16 protein-coding genes and 1 pseudogene are annotated in these 25666 nt (G+C 49.9%); 9 read left to right on the top strand and 8 right to left on the bottom strand.

Features of this window, described 5'->3' with window-relative positions; all coding sequences use genetic code 11:
- The first annotated feature begins 38 nt into the window (after positions 1–38).
- From ACH50O_RS20600 to ACH50O_RS20580, 5 genes are all read left to right on the top strand, one after another.
- Positions 39–2867, top strand: a complete 2829-nt coding sequence (locus ACH50O_RS20600) for a valine--tRNA ligase (RefSeq protein ID WP_446809621.1) — start codon at positions 39–41, stop codon at positions 2865–2867.
- A 4-nt stretch (positions 2868–2871) separates the two neighbouring features.
- Entirely contained in the window at positions 2872–4314 is a 1443-nt protein-coding gene (locus tag ACH50O_RS20595) for an HDOD domain-containing protein (protein WP_446809620.1), read from the top strand.
- 3 nt (positions 4315–4317) lie between these two features.
- Positions 4318–5112 (top strand): response regulator, encoded by a 795-nt coding sequence (locus ACH50O_RS20590; RefSeq protein WP_446809619.1) that lies wholly within the window; start codon positions 4318–4320, stop codon positions 5110–5112.
- Positions 5113–5265: 153 nt separating this feature from the next.
- On the top strand, positions 5266–5805 hold the full coding sequence (locus ACH50O_RS20585) for a PAS domain-containing protein (protein ID WP_446809618.1): 540 nt from the start codon (positions 5266–5268) through the stop codon (positions 5803–5805).
- Positions 5806–5808: 3 nt separating this feature from the next.
- A complete protein-coding gene (locus ACH50O_RS20580) occupies positions 5809–7275 on the top strand; it encodes a methyl-accepting chemotaxis protein (protein ID WP_446809617.1) in 1467 nt (488 codons plus the stop codon).
- Between the two features lie 190 nt (positions 7276–7465).
- On the opposite strand, the gene ACH50O_RS20575 is transcribed toward ACH50O_RS20580, so the two are convergent.
- Positions 7466–11497, bottom strand: coding sequence for a hypothetical protein (locus ACH50O_RS20575; RefSeq protein ID WP_446809616.1), 4032 nt, complete (start codon positions 11495–11497; stop codon positions 7466–7468).
- 593 nt (positions 11498–12090) lie between these two features.
- On the opposite strand from ACH50O_RS20575, the gene gltA reads away from it, so the two are divergent.
- Positions 12091–13389, top strand: coding sequence for a citrate synthase (gltA, locus tag ACH50O_RS20570; RefSeq protein ID WP_446809615.1), 1299 nt, complete (start codon positions 12091–12093; stop codon positions 13387–13389).
- 224 nt (positions 13390–13613) lie between these two features.
- Here gltA and ACH50O_RS20565 read toward each other — a convergent pair.
- Positions 13614–14198 (bottom strand): annotated as a pseudogene (locus ACH50O_RS20565) (WecB/TagA/CpsF family glycosyltransferase).
- A gap of 382 nt (positions 14199–14580) precedes the next feature.
- Entirely contained in the window at positions 14581–15201 is a 621-nt protein-coding gene (locus ACH50O_RS20560) for a hypothetical protein (RefSeq protein WP_446809614.1), read from the bottom strand.
- Positions 15202–16209: 1008 nt separating this feature from the next.
- On the opposite strand from ACH50O_RS20560, the gene ACH50O_RS20555 reads away from it, so the two are divergent.
- The 3 genes from ACH50O_RS20555 (at position 16210) to ACH50O_RS20545 (ending at position 20652) form a co-directional block, all read left to right on the top strand.
- A complete protein-coding gene (locus tag ACH50O_RS20555) occupies positions 16210–18312 on the top strand; it encodes a right-handed parallel beta-helix repeat-containing protein (protein WP_446809613.1) in 2103 nt (700 codons plus the stop codon).
- A gap of 249 nt (positions 18313–18561) precedes the next feature.
- Positions 18562–19914 (top strand): right-handed parallel beta-helix repeat-containing protein, encoded by a 1353-nt coding sequence (locus tag ACH50O_RS20550; RefSeq protein ID WP_446809612.1) that lies wholly within the window; start codon positions 18562–18564, stop codon positions 19912–19914.
- A gap of 63 nt (positions 19915–19977) precedes the next feature.
- On the top strand, positions 19978–20652 hold the full coding sequence (locus ACH50O_RS20545) for a right-handed parallel beta-helix repeat-containing protein (protein ID WP_446809611.1): 675 nt from the start codon (positions 19978–19980) through the stop codon (positions 20650–20652).
- 208 nt (positions 20653–20860) lie between these two features.
- Here ACH50O_RS20545 and ACH50O_RS20540 read toward each other — a convergent pair whose 3' ends face one another.
- From ACH50O_RS20540 to ACH50O_RS20520, 5 genes are all read right to left on the bottom strand, one after another.
- The gene (locus ACH50O_RS20540; protein WP_446809610.1) at positions 20861–21733 is read right to left on the bottom strand and encodes a hypothetical protein; all 873 of its coding nucleotides are present in this window, start codon (positions 21731–21733) and stop codon (positions 20861–20863) included.
- 84 nt (positions 21734–21817) lie between these two features.
- Complete coding sequence (locus tag ACH50O_RS20535; protein WP_446809609.1) at positions 21818–22912, bottom strand: Gfo/Idh/MocA family protein; 1095 nt, start codon at positions 22910–22912, stop codon at positions 21818–21820.
- An 11-nt stretch (positions 22913–22923) separates the two neighbouring features.
- A complete protein-coding gene (locus tag ACH50O_RS20530) occupies positions 22924–23697 on the bottom strand; it encodes a WecB/TagA/CpsF family glycosyltransferase (RefSeq protein ID WP_446809608.1) in 774 nt (257 codons plus the stop codon).
- 63 nt (positions 23698–23760) lie between these two features.
- On the bottom strand, positions 23761–24903 hold the full coding sequence (locus ACH50O_RS20525) for a glycosyltransferase family 4 protein (RefSeq protein WP_446809607.1): 1143 nt from the start codon (positions 24901–24903) through the stop codon (positions 23761–23763).
- A gap of 10 nt (positions 24904–24913) precedes the next feature.
- Positions 24914–25537, bottom strand: a complete 624-nt coding sequence (locus ACH50O_RS20520) for a CatB-related O-acetyltransferase (protein ID WP_446809606.1) — start codon at positions 25535–25537, stop codon at positions 24914–24916.
- Positions 25538–25666: the final 129 nt, after the last annotated feature.

Raw genomic sequence — 25666 nt, 5'->3', positions numbered from 1 at the left:
CATCCTAGTTTTCAACCCAAGCCCATCCAACACAGAACATGGAAAAAACCTATTCCCCGCACGCTATCGAACAACGCTGGTATCAACTTTGGGAAGAGAGCGGTTATTTCGCCACCAAAAGCGAGGGCGACTTGGCTAAAGCGCGAAGCGAATCGTATTGCATCATGATTCCGCCACCGAATGTCACCGGCAGTTTGCATATGGGGCATGCGTTTCAGGACACTATCATGGATGCGCTGACGCGGTATCACCGCATGAAGGGCTACAACACCTTGTGGCAACCGGGCACAGATCATGCCGGTATCGCCACGCAAATGGTAGTGGAGCGCATCATCAACGCCGACGGCAAAACTCGCCATGACTTGGGCCGTGAGGCGTTCATCGAGAAAGTCTGGGAATGGAAGGAAGAGTCCGGCGGCACCATCACCCGGCAATTGCGACGCATGGGTTCGTCGCTGGATTGGGAAAAAGAACGCTTCACCATGGACGACGGCATGTCGGACGCGGTACAGGAAGTATTCATCAAACTCTATGAAGAAGGCCTGATCTATCGCGGCAAACGTCTGGTGAACTGGGACCCTGTTTTACACACCGCCGTTTCAGACCTGGAAGTGCTATCGGAGGAAGAAAACGGTTCGATGTGGTACATGCGTTATCCGTTGACCAACGGCACCGGCCATTTGTTAGTGGCAACCACCCGCCCGGAAACCTTGCTCGGCGACGCGGCGGTGGCGATCCATCCCGACGATGAACGCTATAAACATCTGCTCGGCGAATTCGTCGAATTGCCGCTAACTGGCCGCCGTATTCCTATCATCGCCGACGAATACGTCGATCCTGAGTTCGGTACTGGTTGTGTGAAAATCACCCCTGCACACGACTTCAACGACTACGAAGTCTGGTCGCGGCATAAACATGTTTCGGCTATCGCCGATCTCCCGCATGGCGGTTTGATCAATATCTTTACCGTCGATGCAGCGATACGTAGCAACAACGACGAATATACTCTAATCCCGGAAGCCTATATCGGTCTGGACCGCTTCGAAGCGCGCAAACATATCGTCGCCGATCTGGACGCGCAAGGCCTGCTGGAAAAAATAGCCTACCATAAATTGATGGTACCGCGCGGCGACCGCACCGGCGCGGTGATCGAGCCTTTCTTGACCAATCAGTGGTACGTCAAAATCGCGCCGCTGGCTAAACCCGCCATCGAAGCGGTGGAAACCGGAGCGATCAAATTCGTGCCCGACAACTGGAAAAACACCTATTTCGAGTGGATGCGCAACATCCAGGATTGGTGTATCTCCCGGCAAATCTGGTGGGGTCACCGCATCCCGGCGTGGTACGACGATCAAGGCAATACCTATGTCGGCCATTCCGAAGCGAAAATCCGCACCACGCATGGCCTGGCCGCCGATTACCCGCTGAAACAGGACGAAGACGTACTGGACACCTGGTTCTCGTCGGCTTTATGGCCGTTCTCGACTTTAGGCTGGCCGGAACAGACTCCGGAATTGGCCGCACATTACCCGACCAGCGTATTGGTCACAGGCTTCGACATCATTTTCTTCTGGGTGGCGCGGATGATCATGATGGGCTTGAAATTCCAGGGCGAGGTGCCGTTCAAGGAAGTGTATATTCACGGCCTGGTCCGCGACGCGGAAGGCCAAAAAATGTCCAAGTCCAAGGGTAACGTGCTCGATCCAATCGACATCATCGACGGCATAGCTCTGGAAGACTTGGTAGCCAAACGCGTGTCCGGCATGATGCAGCCGCATCTGGCCAAGAAAATCGAACAAGCCACCCGCAAGCAATTCCCGGACGGTATTCAATCCTTCGGCACCGACGCCTTGCGCTTTACCTTTGCTTCGCTGGCATCGACCGGCCGCGACATTCGCTTTGACTTGCAGCGTACCGAAGGCTACCGCAATTTCTGCAACAAATTGTGGAACGCGGCGCGTTACGTGCTGATGAACACCGAGGATCAGGATAACGGCATCGATTGCGCCGAGTGCACTTACAGCCAGGCCGACTTGTGGATCTTGTCGCGATTAAACCAAACCATTGCATCAACCAACGACGCGATCAAAAGCTACCGCTTCGACTTGGCCGCGCAAGCGATCTACGAATTTACCTGGAACGAATACTGCGACTGGTATCTGGAACTGGCGAAAATATCGCTGCAAAGCGACGACGAAACCCTGCAACGCGGCACCCGCCAAACTCTGTTACGCGCGCTGGAAACCGTGCTGCGTTTGGCGCATCCGATAATGCCCTTCATTACCGAAGAAATCTGGCAGCGGGTTAGTCCGCTGGCCGGCGTAACTGCTGCGACCATCATGTTGCAGCCTTATCCGGAAAGCGACAGCGCGGCGATCAACCCCGATGCCGAAACTCAAGTCCAATGGGCGATGGACTTTATCCTCGGCATCCGCAGAATACGCGGCGAGATGAATATAGCCCCCGGCAAGCCGTTGAACGTACTATTACAAAACGGCAGTGCCGCGGACCAGGCTTACCTGAAAGAAGGCGAAAGTTATCTACTGAAACTAGGCAGACTGGAAAGCATCACCTGGCTGGCGGCGGACGACAACACGCCGGAATCGGCAATAGCGCTGGTCGGCAATATGAAAATCCTGATTCCGATGGCCGGCCTGATCGACAAAGATGCCGAATTGGCTAGACTGGAAAAAGAAATCCAGCGCATCGAAAAAGAACTGCCGCGCATCGAAGGTAAGCTCGGCAATGCCGCGTTTGTGGATAAAGCACCACCGGAAGTCATCGAGAAAGAGCGCGAGAAACTGGCGGGCTTGCAATCGTCCTTAAAAAACCTGAACGAGCAATTCGCCAAAATCAAAGCCTTATAATTCAATGACCCCAACCGCTGCCGCGCAGAAGCCACCGCAAACTCTGGACGAATGGACGGAGCTGCTGCGCGTACAGGAAATGCCGATTTTCTCCAACACCGCGCACAACATTTACGCGGCGTTGGATGACAGGCACAAAGGGGCAATTGAGCTGGCAACGGTGATTTTGCAAGACCCCAATCTCACCGCCAAACTGCTTAAGGTGGGCAGCAGCCCTTACTACAATCCGTCCAAACAGAAAATGAGCACCGTGTCGCGGGCCATTGTCGTGCTGGGCGCGGAAGTGATTCGGGAACTGACCTTAACTTGTTCGTTTTTCGAAGCGATTCTGTCTTCAACCAATAAGGACAGAGCCAATCGGGAAATAGCCCTGGCTTTGCATGCCGCCGTGCAGGCCAAGGATTTGGCATTAACCATGGGCGACAGTTCGCCGGAGGAAGTGTTTGTAGCCGCATTACTGCACAACATCGGCCATATTGCTTTCTGGTGTTCCGGCAATCCGCAATCCCTCAAGGTCCATGAACAAATCGAAAAAAGCGGCCTGAACAATCGCGAAGCCGAGAAAAAAATACTCGGTTTTACCTTGCAGGAACTCGGCAAAAAGCTCAGCAAATCCTGGTGTCTGAGCGGCTTGATAGAAGACGCCATCGCCAAGCCGGATTCGGCCGAGAAGCGGATACAAATGGTGCAATTGGGCCATCAAATCTGCGCCGCGCTCAAAGCCGGCCGGGACTCCGACGCGATGCGGGCTTGCCTGCAAAAAATCGCCGCCTTCTCCGGATTGTCCCCGGAAACGCTGAAGGCTAAGATCGACAAAAACACTGCCGAAGCAGTGCATATCGCCCGCCAGTTCGGCGCCAACGACGCCTCAAAATTTATCAGCACCGAAGCCATCATCGCCAAGTTCGAAGACGCCGAGGACGAAAAAACCGACAAAAAGCAGCTGCAATTTCAAATTCTGCAAGACATCAGCAGCCACATCAGCGGCCATATCGATCTGAACGGCCTGTTTGAGATGGTACTGGAAGGCATACATCGCGGCGTGGAAATGGACAGAACGCTGTTCATGTTGCTGAGCCCGGACAAACAGACGCTGAACGAAAAGTTTTCCTTGGGCTGGCAGAAAGCGGCGCTCGAGCAAAAAATCCGGATTCACAACTCCGAACCCTCCGCGAATTTGCTGTTTCACGCCTTACAACAGCTGGACGGCGTCTGGCTGTTTCCGGAACAACATCACGGCCTATACTCCCCGCAAATCCGCCAATATATAGGCGAATACGAGTGCTTCGTTTTCCCGGTATATGCGGAGAATAAGACGATAGGCCTTATTTATTGCGACCATTCCGTTCATGGACTACCCTTAACTCGCGAGGACTTCATTGCCGCGAAACACTTTGCCAAACAAGCGCATATCGGTTTAACCCTATACTGCATGAAAAAACATTAGCCCATGACTGATCATCAGCTTGCCAACCTTCAGGTTGTTCTTGTCGAGCCGTCGCACACTCAACAGCAAATTATTTCGCATTTTTTGCATGACTGTGAAATCACCGATATTACCTGCGTGAATACTGGCGCCGAGTTGTTCGAGCGCTTACAGCATTCCCGTCCGGACTTAATTGTCAGCGCGATGTATTTGCCGGACATGACCGGCGTCGAGCTGGTGCATGCCTTGCGTAGGGACGAGGCTTCGTATGAAATGGCGTTTTTGTTGATTTCCAGCGAAACCAATATCAAATATCTGGAGCCTATCCGCCAGGCCGGCGCTATCGCGATCTTGCCCAAACCGTTTACCGGTCAGGCCTTACGCACGGCTTTACACTCCACACTGGAATATGTCAGGCCGGAGAAGCTCAACCTGACGCACCTGGACATAGAAGACCTGCGGGTACTATTGGTGGACGACAGCGAATTTTCGCTGAAATATCTGACCAAGGTTTTCGAGAACATCGGTATCGATCAAATCGTCACCGCCCGCGACGGCAAACAGGGCTTGCATATATTCAATCAGCAGTATTTCGACCTGGTCGTTACCGACTACAACATGCCGGAGATGGACGGCCTGCAATTGATCGACCATATCCGTAATCATCCTGAGCGCGGCTCGGTTCCCATTCTGATGGTCACCAGCGAACAAAACCAGAGCCGGCTGGCCGCAATCGAAAAATCCGAAGTTTCCGCAATACTCGACAAACCATTCGAAGCCACATCCATCAAACGTCTCCTGATTAATCTGCTCAATTGAGCTAATCTTGTTATCAGGAAATATTCCTAACCCAGGACTGCAACGACAGCCTTCTTTTGCCTTACGCTGTGACCAAGCTCACGAAACCCCATGTAGCTTTCGCAGAAAAGAACATAGAATAGCAAACCAATACCCCTACTAAAGGTGCGGATTATGAAGCCGACTATCACGCCGAATAATAATGAAAAGAAACTTGCGGACGACGACTTTATCGTTTCAAAAACGGACACGTCAGGACGAATCACTTATGCCAACCGGATCTTCATGGAAATTGCCGGTTACCCGGAACATCAACTGCTGGGCGTACAGCACAATATCATCAGACACCCGGAAATGCCGCGCGGCGTATTTAGATTTATGTGGAACACCCTAAAAGCCGGCGACGAATTTTTCGGCTTTGCCAAAAACCTCTGCGCGGATGGCGGCTTTTATTGGGTGTTTGCCAACATCACGCCAGACTACGATAAAAACGGCAAACTGCAGGGTTACTATTCGGTGCGCCGCAATCCTCCCCGCACCGCACTGGAAGTGATAACGCCGATTTATCGGGAAATGCTGGCCATAGAAAAACGCCACTCGATTAAGGATGCGCCAGATAAATCGCTGGAGTATTTATTCGACGTGGTCAAGCAGACCGGCGCCAAAAGCTACAATAGTCTGGTTTTGAGTCTCTATAAACCCAACGGAGTATAAGCCATGAACTCGAACGCCAATATTCCGTTCCTAAAAACCAAACTGAATTACGCGGTTGCTGCGATTCTGATTTCATCGTGCGCAATTTTTACTTACATCTTGCTGCAAAAAGACCTGCATTGGTTGGCATTGGTCCTTCTAATCCCCTTGCCGATTGTCGCATTCTATATCCGGCAAACCGGCAAACAAGCCCTAGACGTATTGGAACGCGTGGAATGCGTGTTAAAGAATACTAACCGCGGCGAGCTCTATCACCGCATCACCCAAACTCGAGGAATGGGTGAAATTGGCAAGGTAGCCTGGGAGTTAAATGAAATGCTGGACATCATGGAGTCTTACTTCAAGGAAATTAACACCTGCTTTCAACACGCCTCCGAGGGCAATCACGAACGTTATGCGTTAGTGGACGGCTTTCCCGGTTTGTTAAAACAATCGGCCAAAAACATGAACGCGTCCATTAGGCACATGGATGAAAACGACAAATTGATGATTAGGCGGCGTTTATCGGCGGGCCTGCACGCGCTCAACACTACCAACCTGCTTAATAACCTGAAAGGCAATCAGGCCGACTTGCTGAACATTACCGAGCAAATGCAGAAAGTCGAGGATATCGCGACTGAAACCGGGCAGAATGCCGAAGCCAGCCTGTCGACAGTAGAAATCATCAGCAACTCCCTCTCCGACATTAACGCCAATGTGCATTCCGTGTCTGAAGTAATCGCCGCCTTAATCAACGACAGCAAAAAAATCACCGAATCCTTGTCGATGATTACCGGCATTGCCGATCAAACCAATCTGCTGGCACTGAACGCCTCGATCGAAGCCGCCAGAGCCGGCGAACATGGGCGCGGCTTCGCGGTCGTGGCTGACGAGGTGAAAAATCTCTCCGAACACACTAAGGATGCGGCGCTGGAAGTATCGAAAACGCTGAAAGCGTTCAATAGGCGCGTCGAGCAAATGCATACCGAAGCGGATAACTCGGCTACACTGTCCGAAGAAATCCTGGAGCAAGTTAACTCGTTTCGCCAGCAGTTTTCCAATTTATCCCAATCCGCGAAAATCTCGGTCGATTACATCACCTACGCTAAAGACAAATCATTCGGGGTTCTCGCCAAACTCGATCATATTGTTTACAAACAAAACGGCTATGTCGCGATCGAAACCACCAGCGACTGCCCGCAACACAACGCCATCATGGTGGACAACCACAGTTGCCGCTTGGGCAAGTGGTATTACGAAGGTCTGGGTTACGAAAAATTCAGGACCACCACCGCCTACGCCAAGTTGAACCATCCTCATGCGGAAGTCCACAAAACCACTCAATATGCCTACGAAATTTCTCGCCGGCAATGGACGGAAAACCCGACCTTGCTCGACGAAATAATCCGGCAGATGCAACTGGCGGAAGAAGCCAGCGCCGATGTCATGCAACACATCGACGAAATGGTTGAGGAGAAACACAAGGGCTGAGCGCAATAACAAATTATTCGGCATCACGCATAACGATTCCTCCGCAACGCGGGGAGCAGTTGCCGAGAGGGTTGGGGGTGAGGAGAATCCGAAAAGAAAATACCCTTTCATCCTAACCTTCTCCGTTATGCCCTGAGCGTAATTAAAAGGAAGGGACTATCTATCTCAGCTTAAGCCCATTACCCCCCGCCTATTCCGGCTTGACCGGTGCAACCGCCGCCGTTTTCCATACCCCGTTTCGGGAGAAGCAGTCCCATCCCCAGCGCAGCCAGCTCAAAAGCGCGGCCGCCATCCATAAAGACCAGGCCAGCATCGAAATCCGGTATGCCGGCAAAGGCAAGCTCAGCACCGTGGCGGTAGCCAGTTGCGGGCCGTTGCGGTCCTGATACCAATTCAACATCGTGGCCGTGGATTGATTGCCTGTAATCTGCATATCCGGCTCACCCAGCAAACCTTGCTCCACCGCTATGCCGATTAGCAGTAAGGACAGCAGCGTCAAACCCGCCAAGCCGATTTGCGCCAGATTAAACCAGCGCCGCCGTGCCGGCGCATGGCCGGCATGCCAGCCCAGTGCCAATAACCAACCGACTACCAAAAACGCGGCGGCGATATGCAACTGGCTCAAACCGATCAACAATAAGAACCATTGCCACTGCCGTAACGGCGTGATGTCGATTCGGCCCAAGCCGAAAGCCAATAGCGCCAGCACGATCAGCAAACCCCAAATCAGCGTGGCCGGTCCGAATTTTGGCCCCAAGGTCCACAGCAGCCAGCGCTCTTGCGGCATCAGCAATTGAATTCGGCTATTAACGCTGACCACGCCCAAATCGACAGCCGGCGTCCTCAACAGAAATCCCGGCTCTTTGGCTGTTTGCCAATTCAACACGATTTGCTGGGCACCGGGGTGTATCGGCAAGCTTACCGTTGCGCCTTGTTGGCGAATCGGCTGGCTGATGCCGTCTATCGTCACGCTTTGCAATTCGGCCTGCTCCGGCAGTTTTACGCCATGTTGTCCGCCTTTGGAACTGCGGATACTCAAGCTCAACTCTACCGTTTCGCTACGCTGTCCGGGTTTCACCATCATTTCGCTGCTATCGATGGTCAGGGTGGCGCCGACCACTGCTTGCGGACGACTGATAGCGAGATTAACCCGCTCGCCCGGCCAGGGCCGCCACTCCGGCAGCCATTGTCCCTGCCCATCCTGATGCTGCACCACCGCAATGCCGTCGGCTTGCAAATGCCAAATCGGACTGACATCGGCCCGCCAAACTTCGTGCCATTGCGGCGTATCGGCAGCCTGCAATACCAATTGCTCGGTTTTCGCCAGCGCCGACTCCCATTCCAGAGTCGGTTGGCCGGCCGCCATGTTCACTAATACTTTGCCGTCCTTGACCCGCACTTGCGGGCTGGTCACGGCTTCACCCGGCAACAAAGGCAATTCCAGCAACACCGGGCTAAGCGCGCCGGCCAATTGCTCGACTCGGGTGGTCACCCGCCAGTCCAGGCCCAAATGCAGGGTTCTTTCCACCCGCACAAAGGCCGGCAAAGCGGTTTGCTGCAACTTGTTTTTCGGTCCGGTATCGAGTTGCAAACGGCTGAACTCCAGCTGCGGACCGACCTTGCCGTCTTCGTACCAGCCATCCACCCGCCAGCCGTCGGCATTGACACTGGCGTGTTGCGGCGGCAACGGCAACGGTAAACTGAATTTATCCGACGCAGCATAGCGGCCTTGCATCACTACCTTATGTACGCCTTGCGTCACCACCAACCACAAGCTGCCGTCATCCTGCCGGATCAAGGCTTGCGCCTCGCCGCCATCGACGCTGACCAGCTCCGGAAACCATTGCTCAAGCTGAGCCGGCAGCGGTACCGCCAAATCCTGCTGCGCATGCAATTGCAGTTCGATCCGCAGCGACTCCGGCTTAACCGATAATTGCATGTCGGCGATCTGCGCGCAGTTGGGGAGACACTGTGGCGCTTGCAGCAAGCGGGTTTTCAGTTGCTCCAGCATTTGCGCATCGGGCAAATCGGCGTAGGCCTTATTGCTCGGCGCAATCAACAGCGGTAGCAGCAACAGACAGCTTAAACCCGGCAAGGACAAGCGCCAGTTGGCGGCGATGGCGCCAAGCATTTTCAAAACCAATACCGCCACCAGTAGGGCCTGGAGAAAATGCAGCAACATCATGACGCCCGGCGATAAATACCACAAACCAATTTGCTGAGCGCTATCGACCGCGCCATTCCAGCTCAAATGCACGCTATGCCACTCCCAATGGGGCAGGCCGGGGCCGGTTTGCAGATTGGCGTCCGGATCGATACGTTGCAGGCTGCCGGCAGCGCTGCCACCGTATAGCGAAGACATCTTGGGCTTGGCCAAATACTCGCGTTTTGTTTCGGCCCGCTCGCTCTGCTCGGGCTCCGCTGCCATATCCGTCATCGGCTCCGCTTGCATCGCCATCGGCGCTGCCGCACTCATTACCGAATGCAGGCGTTGAATAGGTTGCGCCGGCAATTCCAATTGCGGATAAATACCGACACGGATCTGATCTATCATGAACGGGATCGTCAACATCAATAACACCAGCCAACTGCCGTTGCGATACCATTTCAGCCAGTGCCGAAATCGATTGTCCGGCAATACTTGCAGTAAAGCCAATACCGCCAGGACATTCAACCAAATCAAACGCGGCGCCTCGGCTTCATGCCAAATCAGCGTCAAGCTGAGCAGGGCAAACACCCCCCACTGCGGCGACCACAAGCGCCCCACAGCCAGCGCCGCGATCAGTACCAAAAACAAGTCCAGCAAGGTCCAATTGCTTAACCAGCTATCCGGCACATTATCCACTCCGCTGACCGCCAGCAAACGCCAACCGGGCGGAATATTGAGTTCGGCCTGCACCTGTTGAAAACGCTGTTGCCAACCGCTGGCGCTGAGTCTGCCCAAATCGGCTTCGATACGGCTATCCGCATTCAGCTGAATCGCGCCGCGCCGCACTTCGACACCCTGGCTGCGATCCGGCAATTGCGTGATCAACTGGCTCTGGCCGTCCAGCTGAACCTGCCCCAAACTCAATTGGGGCAATGCATTCAAACGCCAATCCCGGCTCATGCTGCCGGTAATGTTGTCGCTGACGGTATAACCGCCGCCCTCGAAATCCAGCCACAGCGTACGCGTCAGTTTAAGCTGATTCGGCTGCGGCTCCGGATCGCCGCGGCGTATTACCTTAAACGCCATACTCTCACCCTGTTTTAATTGGTATGTCGGCAAATGCTGCCATTCCGCGGGCAGATTGGTTTGACTGCCGTCTATTGCGGTCAGATTGGCGATTTCCACCAGGCGTAAGGCCGGCACCGCTTGAAATGCCCACAGCTCTTCCGCCGGCCAATTTCCGTCCTTGACGGCCAAATCCAGTTGCGTTAAAGCTTGCGGATGGCGGCCGTGAATATCGATACTCCAGCGCCCCGGCCGCACCTGCACCAATAAGCGGCCGTTGCCGTCCAGGCGGGCCGGCAAAGGACTGTTGAGGGTCACCGGGATAAAGTCAGGCAACAAGGCATACGGCAACTCTATCTCCCGCGTCTTGCCGGATACTTCCAAATCCAGACGCGTGATGACTTGCAGCGGCACCTCGTCCAACACTTGCCGGAACACCTGCAACTCCAGCCTATCTTGTTGCTTATCCGCCGTCTCATCGTTATCGGCGTGCAACCAAAGTGCGCCCTGCTTGATTTGCGGATAAGTGACCGGCTTATCGTCAACGCTAAGTTGAATCAGGCCGCTAGCCTCGGGCAAGGCCAATTGTTCCGGCAAGCGCTCCCAGAGAAATTCGCCGCTAATTTGATAATGCCCGGCGGGCAGTTGCAGTGCCGGTCTGCCGTCTTTTTCCACCACCGGCATTGCTTGCTTGTTGACCGTGACGGTTTGCGGCCAATGCTGGTTGTCGCCCGGCAACATAATCCAATCCTTGCGGTATACGGTCCAGTCGGCGACAAAGCTTCCGCGTTTAGCTTGTAAATTCAAGCGCAGTACGCCCGGCCAGGCACAGCGTTTTAGTTGAAAGTCGTCGAAGACAAACGGACAGCGGTACTGGCTTTCATCCGCCAACACCCAGTTAACCCAAGGCTTGAGCGGCTCAGGGAGTTCTTGAACATCCAACGCCCTTGCCGTCTGCAACGACGCCTGCCCCAGCAATAGCACCAGCCATAAAACAAACCGTCCCATAATATCCTCCAGTTGTAGGGTGTTCTTTTTCCCACCCCCTTGAGCCGCTTGGCAACGAGGGCGAAAAGCGCCCTCTCCTCGCGGAAGAGGGCTAGGTGAATTGATTATCATACCCTCATCCTAACCTTCTCCTTTATGCCCTGGGAGGGAGACGGAATAATTTTTCTCGTTCCCACACGGCGCGTCACTGCCATTAAGTTAAGTGCGGATACTCCTCCTTAGGGGAGGGTGATAAACAAGCAAAAATCTCATTTTGATCCCCTCATCCCAACCTTCTCCCAAAGGGAGAAGGGGCTTTTTCCTTAACATAATGGCAGTGACATGCACACAGGAACAAGGGCAAGGCCCTTACTATTCCTTCTTCCTCTAGAGACCGTCATAAAGCCCCCTCTCCTCGCGGGAGAGGGGATCGTGTTTCGACTTTTACGACAATCCCCGGCGGGAAATGGAATTATTAGAGCGTCCTATCACTGTAATCCCCTGTATCGAAACCAAATTGTAAACAATCCCTATCTTAAGCTGTGTTTATTCGCTATTTGCAATAGAATAGGGGCCATCCCCTTCTCAACAGCTAGCTCTCCGGAGAATTTGACATGACTGATAAAAAAGTGACGTTAAAACAGGATGACCCAGACCGCACTATCGAATTACCGGTCACGCCCGGCACCATGGGGCCGTCCGTCATCGACATTCGGTCTTTGTATGCGCAGACCGGTCATTTTACTTACGACCCCGGCTTTACCTCCACCGCCAGCTGTACTTCAAAAATCACGTTTATCGACGGCGATGCCGGCATCCTGTTGTATCGGGGCTATCCCATCGAACAACTGGCGGAAAAATGCGATTTTCTGGAAGTCTGTTATTTGTTGCTGAACGGCGATCTGCCGAACGGCTCGGAGATGAAAGGCTTCGTCACCACTATCAGCCAGCATGTCATGGTACACGAACAGCTGATTAAATTTTACAGCGGATTCCGCCGCGACGCGCATCCGATGGCGGTTCTGGTCGGGGTCGTCGGCGCCCTGTCGGCGTTCTACCACGAAGTCATGGACATCACCTGTAAGGAGGACCGTTACATCTCGGCCATCCGCCTGATCGCAAAAATGCCGACCATGGTGGCGATGTGCTACAAATACAGCATCGGCATGCCTTTTATCTATCCCAAGCGTAAACTGGGCTATGCGGAAAACTTCATGCGCATGATGCACGGCGACCCCGGAGAAGATTATCTGGCCAACCCGGTTTTGGTCAGAGCGCTGGATAGAATCCTGATCCTGCACGCCGACCACGAACAAAATGCTTCCACTTCTACCGTAAGACTGGCCGGCTCCAGCGGCGCCAACCCCTATGCCTGCGTAGCGGCCGGCATCGCCTGCCTGTGGGGCGCAGCGCATGGCGGCGCCAACGAAGCAGTACTGAACATGCTGGAAGAAATCGGCGACGTGTCGAAAATCGGCGAATACGTTGCCAGAGCCAAAGACAAAAACGATCCGTTCCGCTTGATGGGCTTTGGTCACCGCGTCTACAAAAATTACGATCCGCGCGCCAAACTGATGCGGCAAACCTGCCACGAAGTGTTGGACGAATTGAATCTGAACAACGACCGCCTGTTTAAACTGGCGATGGAACTGGAGCGGATTGCGCTGGAAGACCCGTACTTCGTCGAGAAAAAGCTCTACCCCAACGTCGATTTTTATTCCGGCATCGTGTTGCGGGCGCTCGGCATCCCGACCGAAATGTTCACCGCCATTTTTGCCTTGGCCCGTTCGGTGGGTTGGATCGCTCAATGGGACGAAATGATTTCCGATCCCGAGCTGAAAATAGGCCGCCCGCGCCAGTTGTATAAGGGCGTAACGACAAGAGACGTGAAATCCATTTCCAATCGTTCATAACGCAAATAAATTAAGCCCCCTCTCCTGATGGAGAGGGCCGGGGTGAGGAGAATCCAATAAGGAAACACCTTTTTGATTGCCCTCCTCCTAACCCTCTCCTTTAAACCCTTTGTGTACGCATAGAGAAGGAATCAACAGCATTCCCCCCAATCCTCCCTGTAGCTTCGCAGGAAAGGAAAACTATATACTGGGCTTTTACGCCCCACCGATACAAAAAAACATTTTCAAGAAACGGCTGCCGAGCGCTTCAACAATCTAACCAGCAAAAAATCCCTGGCAAAGCGCAGCAGAAAAATCGGGTTGGTGGAAAAATATCGCTTAATCAGGCGCCGATCTTTCAACATCCGATAACACCATTCCAATCCGCTTTTTTGCATCCATAACGGTGCGCGCTTGATATGGCCTGAGTGAAAATCAAACGCCGCGCCAACGCCCAATTGCACTGGCACATGCACCCTCTCAAGATGAGAGGCTATCCATTTTTCCTGCTTAGGCGCACCCAATCCCACCCACAAAAAATCCGGCTGGGCATCATTGATTAAATCCACCAGCTGCTAATCTTCTTGCTCGGACAGGGGCCGAAACGGCGGCGAATGCCAACCGACCAAATTCGCTTGCGGATAACGGTTGCGGGTGTTGGCAACCAAATCCGTCAACACATCGTCTTTTCCTCCCAAGAAAAAATGCCGCCAGCCCTGCTGCTGCCCATAATCCAAGCATTTCAGCATCAAATCCGGACCGCACACACGGGTTTTAATCTCGGCCTGATGCACCAGCTTGGCGTACCAAACCAAGGGCAAGCCATCCATGGTAAATAAAGACCTGTTGGAAATGTCGCGCAATTCGTGATCCGTGAGACAGGCCACTGTCGTATGCACGTTGGCAATCCAAACTTGATGGGCTTGCCTGCCATCGATCCAGCTTTGAAATAAATTTAAAGTGTCTTCGTAATTGAGGATAGGGAACTGTATCCCGAAAATATTCACTGTTTTAAATGGTTATATTCCCTGCTCCGGAAGACTTTGAGGATATCGATATAAGCAAGGATATTTGAATGTGTCATGGCTGTAGCATCTCTATATTTTTGCCGAGTGTCAATTGACACTTACCCCATTTAACAGATTACCGGCAAATATTTCTCATATTCCAAACCAAAAAATATAATTAGACACCTTACTATACGTCTTGGAATCAAGGCGCGCAATTAACCACCAATTCGTCGCTATACAAACCCGTTTCAATGTCTTTGACCACATAAACGGCCGTATAGCGCCGCAACTCCGGTTTACCCGGCACCAACAACGGGCGATTGTCGACATAACGTGGTGCCGTGTCGCGGGCCAGAAAGACAAAGTCCGGCTCACCCTCGCGCTGGCAATAGATGTTGATACCGTCGCTCTTGGATTTAATAAAGGACAGCACGACCACCCCACCGGTATGATCCACGCCATTAAGCACCGGCTTGGCCGATGAGAGATCGGTTGTATTTTCCGCACCCACTATACCGAGCAAATTACCCAAGGCCTCTGAATAAGTGGGATGCGCCTTTATGCGCCGCACTAAAGCCCGCACCTTATTTTCGATACTGGCTCGACTGGCGGCTTTATCCGCCGTGGCATGTTTAGCCGCAGCAGCCGCTGCATTCGCTTCGGTGATCTTGGCATGCAGCTCCAGATTGTCGTGATCGACGGTGGCAATATCTTCGGCCGTTAAATTAAGCTCCGCTTGCCGAGCAGCTAAATTGACTTTGAAACGATCATGCCAGACCAATAACTCGCTATCGGGACGAGGAAAATAGTCGGATTTAGCCATGTTTAACACTCCTATGGGAATTAATCGCAACGCCCAACCGCTTGCCGGCCGGACAAATAGATACTGCAGTGCCGCCAGAGCCATCCAAATCAGCACTAACGGATTAAATGATTCTACTGAAATAATTTAGCCCATCACAAGCCTTATGTTGTGCGGCTAATTGTCGCGCACGCCTTTCCGAAAGTCTTGGGGGCACTACCCGAGACCGCGAGCGCATACTCAAAACCCTGGAAGGCATATCCGGACACCCGGAACGCATACCCCAGGGCCGCGGACACGCATCCCACAACCACGAACGCGTACCCGAAACCCAAGAAGGCACATACAGATGCCTTTAACGCGCGTTCGAAACTCAGAGCTATGCAGCACTAAGTTTTCTATATGCATTCCCAAGGTTCTTTGGCACCAACATAGGCACCGGAAAAGCCAATAATTTCATCAGCGACGCAGCTTATGGGCAATCCGGGTTAGCCCCGGCAACCCTGCAAACCAGCGATAGGTGAGTTGGTGAGCATAAAACGACCTCTAACAATTCTCCCCACCTCAAAGACAGAGCAAGCACGAGAATGTAAGCAACCGATTTAATCTCCAAATTCCAACATTGTCCTTTATGCCCTTAGGCACGGAGCGAGCAGGAAATTCCATTAATTTTGCGCGGTTGCCATAAGCTAACCGGAATGAGCCATAACCAACCATTTCGATAACACCCAAGCTGTGCGCATATCATCAACCGCTTTCATTAATTACAAATTTTTGCAAGTGATTATTCTAGAGTCATGCTAACATCATGATGTAGTTGGCTACGGGATTACCAAGGATGACTCGTAGCAGACTTATTTTTGTCACAATTTCGCTATATCGTCACAGCCATGGACAGGTAGTCTTACTCCCCAAGATATTTGTCCCTACGAATTGGCTCTGGTAGATGATGCCTAGACCTTATGGGCAATAGGTCAATTTAGAGGTTTGCTTTAGCATCCTGAGACGATTTTTTAACTGGTGGTACTCATGGCACACAAATTAACTTTATTCCTCGCGTCATTCTTTTTTTGCTCCACGGCAATGGCGCTAGACATTTACGTTTCCCCTACTGGTAGTGATACCAAATTGGATGGCTCATCCGCCACCATTAATGCTGCCGCCAAAACCGGGCCGTTTAAAAGCCTAGCCAAAGCGCAGCAATTCATCCGGGATTTAAAAACCGCTGGTAAATTCACCCAGCCGATTACCGTACACGTCGGGAAAGGAACTTATCAATTAAAAGCGGCTTTAGAATTTAACGACAGCGATTCCGGCGAATCTGGTAAAGAAATTCTCTGGCAAGGCGAGAAAGGTACAACTTTAATTACCGGCGGTGTGCAACTAGCGGGTTGCCAAGCCTATGACGCAGCTAATCCAGAACAAATTTTAAGTTGCCCACTTGACCCAACATTGGCGACGGCCATTAAAGGCGAAACGGATGAACGCGTAAAAGGCAACGCACCAGCATTTGAAGTATTTCTAAATGATTATCGCCTACACCCCGCCAGATGGCCAGACTACGATTGGGCTCATATAAGGACTGAACTTACGCCCAAAATAAAATTCAGTGTATATGAAAAAATGCCTACACTCACCGGCGACTTGAGTGATGCACAAGTGCATATATTTCCAGGAAATGATTACTTAGACCAATATATTGGTATATCGTTACTGGATCAAACCAACAATCAAATCAGTTTAGCTAATCCAACGGCTACCGCCATAGCAGACGGCAGACGTTTTTACCTGCAAAATATCCAATCTGCACTCAACAGTCAAGGAGAATGGTTTTATGACCAAACAAATAGTCAACTCTTATTTATCCCACCCTACGACACTATTCCTAAGAGCATTGTCATATCGACGGTCCAAAACTTAATTAAGTTAGACTCAGCCAGCCACATAGAAATTAGTAATCTAACTTTCCGGCACAGCTCCGGCCACGCAATTACTATATCTAAATCCGACGCAATCTCATTGGATAACTTAGAGATTAACAATGTTGGTGGACAAGCGATATACGCAAGAAATAACACAAACACTAGTATTTCAAACAGCAAACTTCATGATAGCGGACAAGGAGGAATCTATTTATCCGGTGGTAATAGACCAACCTTACAAGCATCTGGAAATTCTATATACAACAATACTATTTACGACTATGACACCAATTTATTAATGGCACCAGCTGTCGATTTAGATGGTGTCGCTATCAATGTCCTCCATAATTTAATTGCCTTAGGACAAGGCGGAGGCATTAGGTTTAACGGTAACGACCATATATTTGAAAAAAATGAAATATATTCTGTTTGCCAAAACAGTAATGATTGTGGAGCGATCTATTCCGGCCGGGATTGGACGTATCGCGGCAATGTTATTCAATATAACTATATACATGATATGTATGGTTACGGATTAGCTCAAGTCGACATATCTAAAAACCTTATTCAGTATACATATGAAGGCGCACGTGGAATTTATTTAGATGATGGAATCAGCGGCACTAACGTTATTGGGAATATATTAGTAAATGCAGGAACCAATTCCATTCAATTGGGCAATGGCCGAGATACCCGGATTGAAAACAACATCATTAAAACCAATAAAAAAGCATTGTGGGTAGCGATGTATAGCCCATATTACAATTGGGACTGGAATCGAGCATCACTAACGACCATGCCGATTACCAACTCGTTGTGGCAATCAAAGTACCCGGCACTTGCAAAACCGATGAGTCATGATACTTGGCCGGAAGGGAACACCATTCAAAGGAACGTGATTATCTCTACAGCATATTTGGGTTACTCCCTACGTTATCAATTACCTAAGGAAAGTAACCTTGTCGGCAATAACATAGTCTGGCATGCAAGTAGTGCCATAAGGACCGACTATAGAATCCCGGACACAACAGCTACAAAAGGCGGCGCTCTTTGGAGCGACTGGGTTAACCAGGGAATCGAGACCACCAGCATCAATGCCGACCCTTGCATTAGTATCACCGGCAGTAAAGTCAAATTGACTTGCGCTAACTCCCCAATAAATCAATTAGGCATTAAGGGTATTCCTGCAGATATCGGGCTTATTAAATAGCCATCACCCACCAATCGTCCGTGAATGTAATCATTTAATTCGCGGACGTGTGAGTATTTCTGGCTCACACAGACTGAGTTATATCAATAACCACACATAACAGGAACACTTCCTTAGAACTTATATATCTTATAAATAATGTCATCAAGCACATTAAATAGCAGACTTTTTTACCCGCCATTCAGTACAGGAATTCTATAAGGCCAGACATTCCAAAAAGGCTAAAAATCTATTAATAGGCGAAACCTTATGAACCATTTGATTAAAATTTTTCTAGCCGTATTACTCTGTTGTACGACTGAGACCATGGCCCAGAATTATTACGTCAACCCCGATGGAAATGATTTATGGTCGGGCACTGCCAAAACCCCCAACCCGCAACTCAATACAGGCCCATTTAAAACAATCGAAAGGGCTAAACAAGCAATTCGGCAACTAAAGCAAGAACATGCTTTCAACGAAAAAGTTACAGTAAATATTGCAGGCGGAATTTATTATTTAAATCATCCCTTAAACTTCAATCTAATTGATTCCGGCTTTGCAGACCGCGAAATAATCTGGCAAGGGGAACCGGGTTCAAACGTGACGATTAGTGGCGGCATTCCAATTAATTGTGAACATCAAGACACCCAGCTCTGGCGTTGCCCAATTACCACCCCCCCTATTAACACAGAATTTTTTGATACCGGTCGGATAAAAGGTAATGCGCCAAAATTTCAGCTGTATGTAAACAATCAAAAAATGGTGTTAGCCCGTTGGCCTGACCGTGACTGGGCCCATATCAAAGCCCCTTTCGATGAAAAAAGCCACTTTTCAAGTATGGAGGAAATTCCACCATTTACCGGAGAAGCTGATAATGGGCAAGTACATATATTTCCGGGAAATGACTGGTTCGATCAAATTATAGGGATTGACTCAATCACCGCACAAGAGAGCGCGATTAAATTGGCTACTCCGGCACTTTATAAACTTGAAAGCGGACGACGATTTTACATCCAGAACTTACCATCTTTCTTGGATACACCAAGCGAATGGTATTACGATAACTCAACTAAGCTAATTAACTTTATACCCACTGATTCAAGCGCTCCCGAAACGATTATTCTTTCGTCACTACCGAGTATTTTGAGCTTAGACGGCACTAGCTATTTAAGTTTCAGGAATATCAAGTTTCAGCATAGCACAGCCACCGCCGTAACCTCGAAAAACTCCGAAAATGTCACGCTGGACAACTTAGAAATCAGCAATATAGACGGCAAAGGAATAGAAATAAAAGGAGGTCATTACGTAAAGTTAATTAACAGCAGCATACATCATACAGGCGCACACGGGGTAGTAGTTTCCGGAGGCGACAGAAATAGTTTAAACAGTGCCGAGCATTTAATTCATAACAATCATATCCACCATATGGGCACTACTATTCTTACCTACTCTTCCGGCATAGAAGCAAACGGTGTAGGTATTCGAATTACTCATAACTTGCTTGAACAAGGTGCTGGTAGTGCAATTTTAATAACAGGCAACGACCACTTAATTGAGAAAAACGAAATCCATCACTTTTGTTTACAAGCTGCGGACTGTGGCGCCATATACACAGGTTGAGACTGGTCCGCTCGGGGCAATATCATTAGAAATAACTATATTCATGACATTATCGGCTATGGCATGAAGAGTGTCGATTTAGCCAGGAATCAAGCCATTTATCAATCACCGAATTACGCGATGGGGGTTTATCTGGATGATGGCGCGAGCGGATTTACTGTTAACGACAATATTTTTGAAAATGCCGGCGCAGTATCTCTACACATTCATGGTGGCCGAGATAATAAAATTTACAACAATTACTTCAAAACTAATGGCGCTGCAATATGGGTTTCTCAGTTTGCTCCCACATACGACTTGAACCAAAATCAAACTAAACTTGAATCCTCTGCTTACAAAACACCGTTATGGAAACAAAAATATCCAGAGCTCGCCATCCCGATGCAGAACAAGGCTTGGCCGGAAGGTAATCTGATAGAACGTAATATTATTGTCACAGGTAAATCAGACGGTCCTTCATTTCGCTATTTTTTACCTAAAACATCGTCAATTATTAGAAAAAATCTAATCTGGTCAACTAACGGTCCATTGGCCGTTGACTACAACATCAGCGAACAAAACCAAAAAACGCCCGGAGCAACTTGGCCTGACTGGGTAGCGCAAGGTATAGACAAAGACAGTATCATTGCCGATCCATGCTTAGCCATCGTTAACAAGAGATTAGTAGCCTGCGCCGGATCGCCGATCAAAGACATTGGCTTTGAAACTATACCGTCGGATATAGGCATCGTTCAATAGCAAGGGTTTGCTGATAGGACGCTAGAGAGGGAAAAGCGGTGAAAAATAGAATTAGAGAAAGGACGAAGGGGATAAAAGGCATTTTCCTCGTTAGATTCTCCTCGCACCAGCCCTCTCCGGATGAAGAGGGCGCCTTGGCTTGGCATTCGTATCGCAGAAGACGAACCTCTTCACCTCACTTAAAGACTATCGGGATAACTACCATTATTTACGCAGTTTCCTTTTGCCAATACCGATCAACCAATTCCCGAGTCGACCGGATATTGCCGCGACTGGAGGCTCCGAAAACAATCGACTCGATATTCGGCTGATCGCAAACCCATTCGATGGCTTCCTGGGGAGCAATTGCGCCGGAGGCAAACACGGACATGGCTATCGCCCGAAATTTTTTCGCTTTCAGCGCTTGCTCATAAGCCTCGAAACCGCCGCACATTCTAAAGCCGACTTTATTGATATTTGCGCAAACAATCGGATTTTCTATGCCTAACTCTTCCAGAACATCCAGCAACTTAGGCATGTTCATTGTAATAAATCCGGGTTCGGCGCCGTAACGCGCTTTAACGTGATTGGCAAATATCCGAAAAGCCTCGTTAAACCCCAGCCCCAATAAAAAGTCCACAACCACATTTTGTAGAAAAATCACCGGTGTTTTCAGTCCGGCAAACATCTTCATTTCGGCATCTATCAACAAAGTAGTAATACCTTCAATGTCCTTTTTCGCTAAAGACATGCCGCCGCGCATTGCAGAATCGATGAAACCTTCTTCCGGCAGAAAGTTTTTGATTGCACCCAATAAGCCGTAGTCGGTCATCGCATTTGCATATTTGTGTGCATAAGGCATACAGGGGAAAAATTGATAGTCCGCGTAACGCCCGGGATTGGCGCGCATGTGATCGCAAACCAAGGCAATTCGTTCGTGAGTGGTGCACATAAAGGTCTTAATACCTTCATCGTAAGCGTTATCCAATACTTCTATAACGGTATTGATATCCTGAAACCGCATTGCTTGAGCGCGCGCCTTTTCTTCGGACATATGATTAACACCGAAGAATTGATTATCGCCAAAAAGTAATTTATCCATTAAAAAATCTCCAAACCTCTAAGGGTCGCCAATTGTTTGTTAACGTTGCATGCGGAGCCTATTTTTTCCGCTGAACTTGATAGATCAAGATTGCAGAAACGAAAAAATACCGCGCTTCTTGGCAGGTGCAACTGGCAACACTTGATCGTTACTGACAGACGCGCCTTTTTGAGCATCGGCAATCATCATCGCGATGACCTTGTCGGTCTCAGCCGCACTGGTAAATGAATTAACGTTTTCCGTCCGCTTATCCGCAATACACTTAACGAAATAATCGAGCTGCGCCGAATATTCCTCACCTCTGACATAAAACCAAACTTCATCGGTCAATTCAGTCGTATTACGAACATTCCACCCTAGCTGATAACCATCGGGCACCTTTGCCGTATCTCTCAGATATACCTGGATTTCCTGGCGATCAGCGACAATTCGTCCCGCAGCACCCCAGATACTTATCTTGGTGCTCATTTTCCGATAAGACTCGTCGCTCCAATTTACTGAGATTTGCGCACTTTTGCCTTCATCGAAATACAAGGTGCCGAACACCTCGTCGTCGGTTTCTTTGGAAAACACGCTGTTTAAAACGCTGCCGCCCACCCCGTGAGGCATACCTAAATACCAGTTCAGTAAATTAAGTGGATGTGCGGCGTAATCGTAAAGGCAACCGCCACCGGCCGTCCGCTGAGTGCGCCATGAACTGCCCTTTGGCCGCATCACGACAGGGCCGTAAGCTTCTGCGAGTACGTGCGATATGTTACCGATGACAGCCAAGTCGAGAAGACGTTTAACTTCCTGAAAGGCACCGACAAAACGGTAGTGATAGCCCACCTGATTGACTACGCCTTTTGCAACAGCCTCCTCGGCCAACACCTTAGCTTCATCGCTATCGACGCTGAATGGCTTTTCACAAAAAACATGCAAGCCCTTATCGAGAGCCTTGCGCACCATAGGCCCATGCATGCTAGATGGAGTAGCAATAACTACTGCATCCAACTCCGCATCGCGCAGCATCTCGTCGTAATCGGTAAACGTTCGCACTCCGGTATATTTATTAAGTACATCCAGAACATATCCGGTTGCATCGCAAACTGCCGCGACTTCTACATCGGGATGCGCCCTGATAATTGCAAGATGCGATAACCCCATTTTTCCTAAACCAACAACAGCTACACGAACCACAGCACTACTCCTTAAGAATTAACTTTTACGCCCTGAAACCGTCGCATCATTCCGGCTACCGCCGCCTCAGCAACAAACACAAACGACCACCAATAACGTTTAGCGCGTAGTTTGGGCTGAATGATCAATCGAAAAACCCACTCCAGCCCAAGCGCGCGAATCCAGAGCGGGGCCCAAGGAACCGCCCCGGAGTGATAGTCGAAAGACGCTCCGACACCAACCATCCAAGAAGCCTTTATGCGATGCAAGTGTCTTGCTATCCATGCCTCCTGTTTGACCAAGCCCAGCCCAACCCAAACGATATCCGGTTGACATTCGTTTATCATACGGACCACTTCTTCGTCCTCCTCCGCCGACAATTCGCGGAATGGTGGGCAATATGTACCCACCACTTTTAATTGTGGGAATTGGGCTTTAAGTTTCTCGGCCATCAAGTCCGCAACCCCTTCCTTACCGCCATAGAAAAAATGACGCCACCCCCTTGCTTGACCATATTCACTGCAATCCAGCTGCAGGATAGGGCCGTTGTAACGACTAATTTTTTGTTCCCAGAAATACCCGGCTGCAATCACGCCAACACCATCGCACAAGGAAAAGTTAGAACCTTGAATGAACTTTAAGTGGTCGGGCCGGCGCAATGCATGGTACATCGACTCGGTATTGGTAATGGAAATATAGCCGCCAACCTCACCGGCCGAGATAGCTCTTTCCATCTCCGCCAGTACCGCAGCAGGGGGACCTGAATAAACCGGTATATCCATAATCCGCTGAATTGAAGCTGTCACTTTTACTTCCTCATTAAGTTTAGATTTAATAATTACTTCGGCTTGAGCATCAATTTCAAACCGCTAACCTTTCCGCTTCATCGCCAGACACTGCACTATTCCATCGGTAAAGTGCTCCACCATGTTCTGCAAGGTATAGCGCCGGGCGTCGGCTAGGGCGTTCGTTTGCAATCGGGTATATAGCTCACGATGTTGCAATAAGCCAACGATAGCATCGGCATACACGTCGGCATCCCCTCGCACAATCAATCCGTTCTCGCCGTCTTTAAGATAAGCAATCTCCGGGCTATGCCGAGCGTCGGAAGTAGTGACCATCGGTACACCGGCGCAGAACGAATCCAAGACATGCAAACCGACTAAGCCCGGATTTAACACCACGTCAGCTAATCGAAAATACGCCGCTTTTTCTATGCCTTTCCTTACACCCAGCTGATGCAACCACGGCCGACTTGCGGCGGCAACCCGTATTTCGGCCGCGCTCGGCCCATCACCAATGATCAGCAAATGAAAATCGGGCAATGACGAACGTATTCTGTCAGCCGCCGCCACCATATAATCCAAACGCTTGTCCGGATATAGCGAACCGCAATACAAACCTATTTGAGCGTTTTCCGAAATACCAAGCTCACTACGCAAATCCGTAAGGTACGCAGCAGAAATTGCTGTCAAATCAGCCATAAAGCTTTCATTGTCAATAGCATTATCCAATACCGTGATGCGTTCAGCCGGATAGCCGTCCAATAATAGAATGTCTTTGGTCAAATCCGTGTAAGCAAACCACCAATCCACTCGGCCCACTAAAAATTGCTTCCATTTTTCGCGTAAACCGGCTGGACGAGTGGTTTGAAAATTACGTCCATGACCCCAGTACGCTGTTTTGACTTTATGAACGTCGCGAAAAAGCAGCCAGGGATAATTGGATAAAAGGCGATTTTCTTGCATAACAACCACCAGATCGGCGTCACGATGCCTTTCCGGAAAAGGTTGCCAAAGAATATCTTTTCCACCAATAGAGACATAGCGATTTACGACCACATCCGCCCAGGGTAGTGTCCCGACATCCCGTTTTTTTTCTTCGCGTAGCGTCGGTTGACCATGAACTAAATGCAGTGCGATTCCCTTTTCTTCACAGGCCTTATGTAATCCAGCAAAAAACCCCAATCGATAGTGCAACAAACGATGCTGCAAAATTACAACCTTTTTCATAGTGCCCCTATTAGTCGTTTAAAACACCACACTCTGCGCCCGGTTTAACAAGCCAATACTCGTAACCGCGTTCTGAGGAGACAAAATTTCCAGAGTTTATTGCTGCTTCGTGCTTTTGTATCGTCTCTACATCTTTGAATCGCATACTAATCTTCCGAGCCGGATTGCCTGCCACAATTTCATAAGCGCCAACGTCGCGAGTTACCACGGCACCGGCAGCAACAATTGCCCCACGACCAATTCTTACCCCTGACAGAACGATGGCGCCGTAACCAAGCCATACATCGGACTCAATAATTACTTTTTCTTCTCGAAATAGGCTTGGCGGGGAAAAGGCCCCTACCCACGGCGAGAAACGGACAGGAAAACCAATCTTACGGAAATCGTGGTCGTGCCGCCCAACCAAAGCAACCCGATTGGCAATCAGCACATAATCGCCAATTTCAGCATTGCACTCGACCAACACATCTTTACCAATATATACCCCGTTGCCGATAGATATCGATTCCGGCGCCCAAAAATGGCTACGCGCACCAATATGTAAATCTTTACCGACGCGACAAATTTTTTTTGACTTTATTACTTTCAGCCGAGTTTGTAGGCGTCGAGCAATGGCTAATAAGATATTCAACATTTGTTAATTTTTAAGGAAGGGCAAGTAAAGAAATATTATGAATTAACTTACAACCGTATTTTAAATACGGCGCTCAAGCAGGTGCCCATATTTATTCCTACGCATATGGTTCTTATGCATTTGCTATAA

This window comes from Methylomonas sp. 2BW1-5-20 (assembly GCF_052474515.1).
This window is presented reverse-complemented; position numbering and strand designations above follow the sequence as displayed.

Excerpts from the sequence above, each read along its gene's own strand:
- ACH50O_RS20580 (WP_446809617.1), top strand. The coding sequence starts at position 5,809 with ATGAACTCGAACGCCAATATTCCGTTCCTAAAAACCAAACTGAATTAC.
- ACH50O_RS20595 (WP_446809620.1), top strand. The coding sequence starts at position 2,872 with ATGACCCCAACCGCTGCCGCGCAGAAGCCACCGCAAACTCTGGACGAA.
- ACH50O_RS20545 (WP_446809611.1), top strand. The coding sequence starts at position 19,978 with ATGAAGAGTGTCGATTTAGCCAGGAATCAAGCCATTTATCAATCACCG.
- ACH50O_RS20560 (WP_446809614.1), bottom strand. The coding sequence starts at position 15,201 with ATGGCTAAATCCGACTATTTTCCTCGTCCCGATAGCGAGTTATTGGTC.
- ACH50O_RS20590 (WP_446809619.1), top strand. The coding sequence starts at position 4,318 with ATGACTGATCATCAGCTTGCCAACCTTCAGGTTGTTCTTGTCGAGCCG.
- ACH50O_RS20540 (WP_446809610.1), bottom strand. The coding sequence starts at position 21,733 with ATGGATAAATTACTTTTTGGCGATAATCAATTCTTCGGTGTTAATCAT.
- ACH50O_RS20585 (WP_446809618.1), top strand. The coding sequence starts at position 5,266 with ATGAAGCCGACTATCACGCCGAATAATAATGAAAAGAAACTTGCGGAC.
- gltA (WP_446809615.1), top strand. The coding sequence starts at position 12,091 with ATGACTGATAAAAAAGTGACGTTAAAACAGGATGACCCAGACCGCACT.
- ACH50O_RS20520 (WP_446809606.1), bottom strand. The coding sequence starts at position 25,537 with ATGTTGAATATCTTATTAGCCATTGCTCGACGCCTACAAACTCGGCTG.
- ACH50O_RS20600 (WP_446809621.1), top strand. The coding sequence starts at position 39 with ATGGAAAAAACCTATTCCCCGCACGCTATCGAACAACGCTGGTATCAA.
- ACH50O_RS20525 (WP_446809607.1), bottom strand. The coding sequence starts at position 24,903 with ATGAAAAAGGTTGTAATTTTGCAGCATCGTTTGTTGCACTATCGATTG.
- ACH50O_RS20555 (WP_446809613.1), top strand. The coding sequence starts at position 16,210 with ATGGCACACAAATTAACTTTATTCCTCGCGTCATTCTTTTTTTGCTCC.
- ACH50O_RS20550 (WP_446809612.1), top strand. The coding sequence starts at position 18,562 with ATGAACCATTTGATTAAAATTTTTCTAGCCGTATTACTCTGTTGTACG.
- ACH50O_RS20575 (WP_446809616.1), bottom strand. The coding sequence starts at position 11,497 with ATGGGACGGTTTGTTTTATGGCTGGTGCTATTGCTGGGGCAGGCGTCG.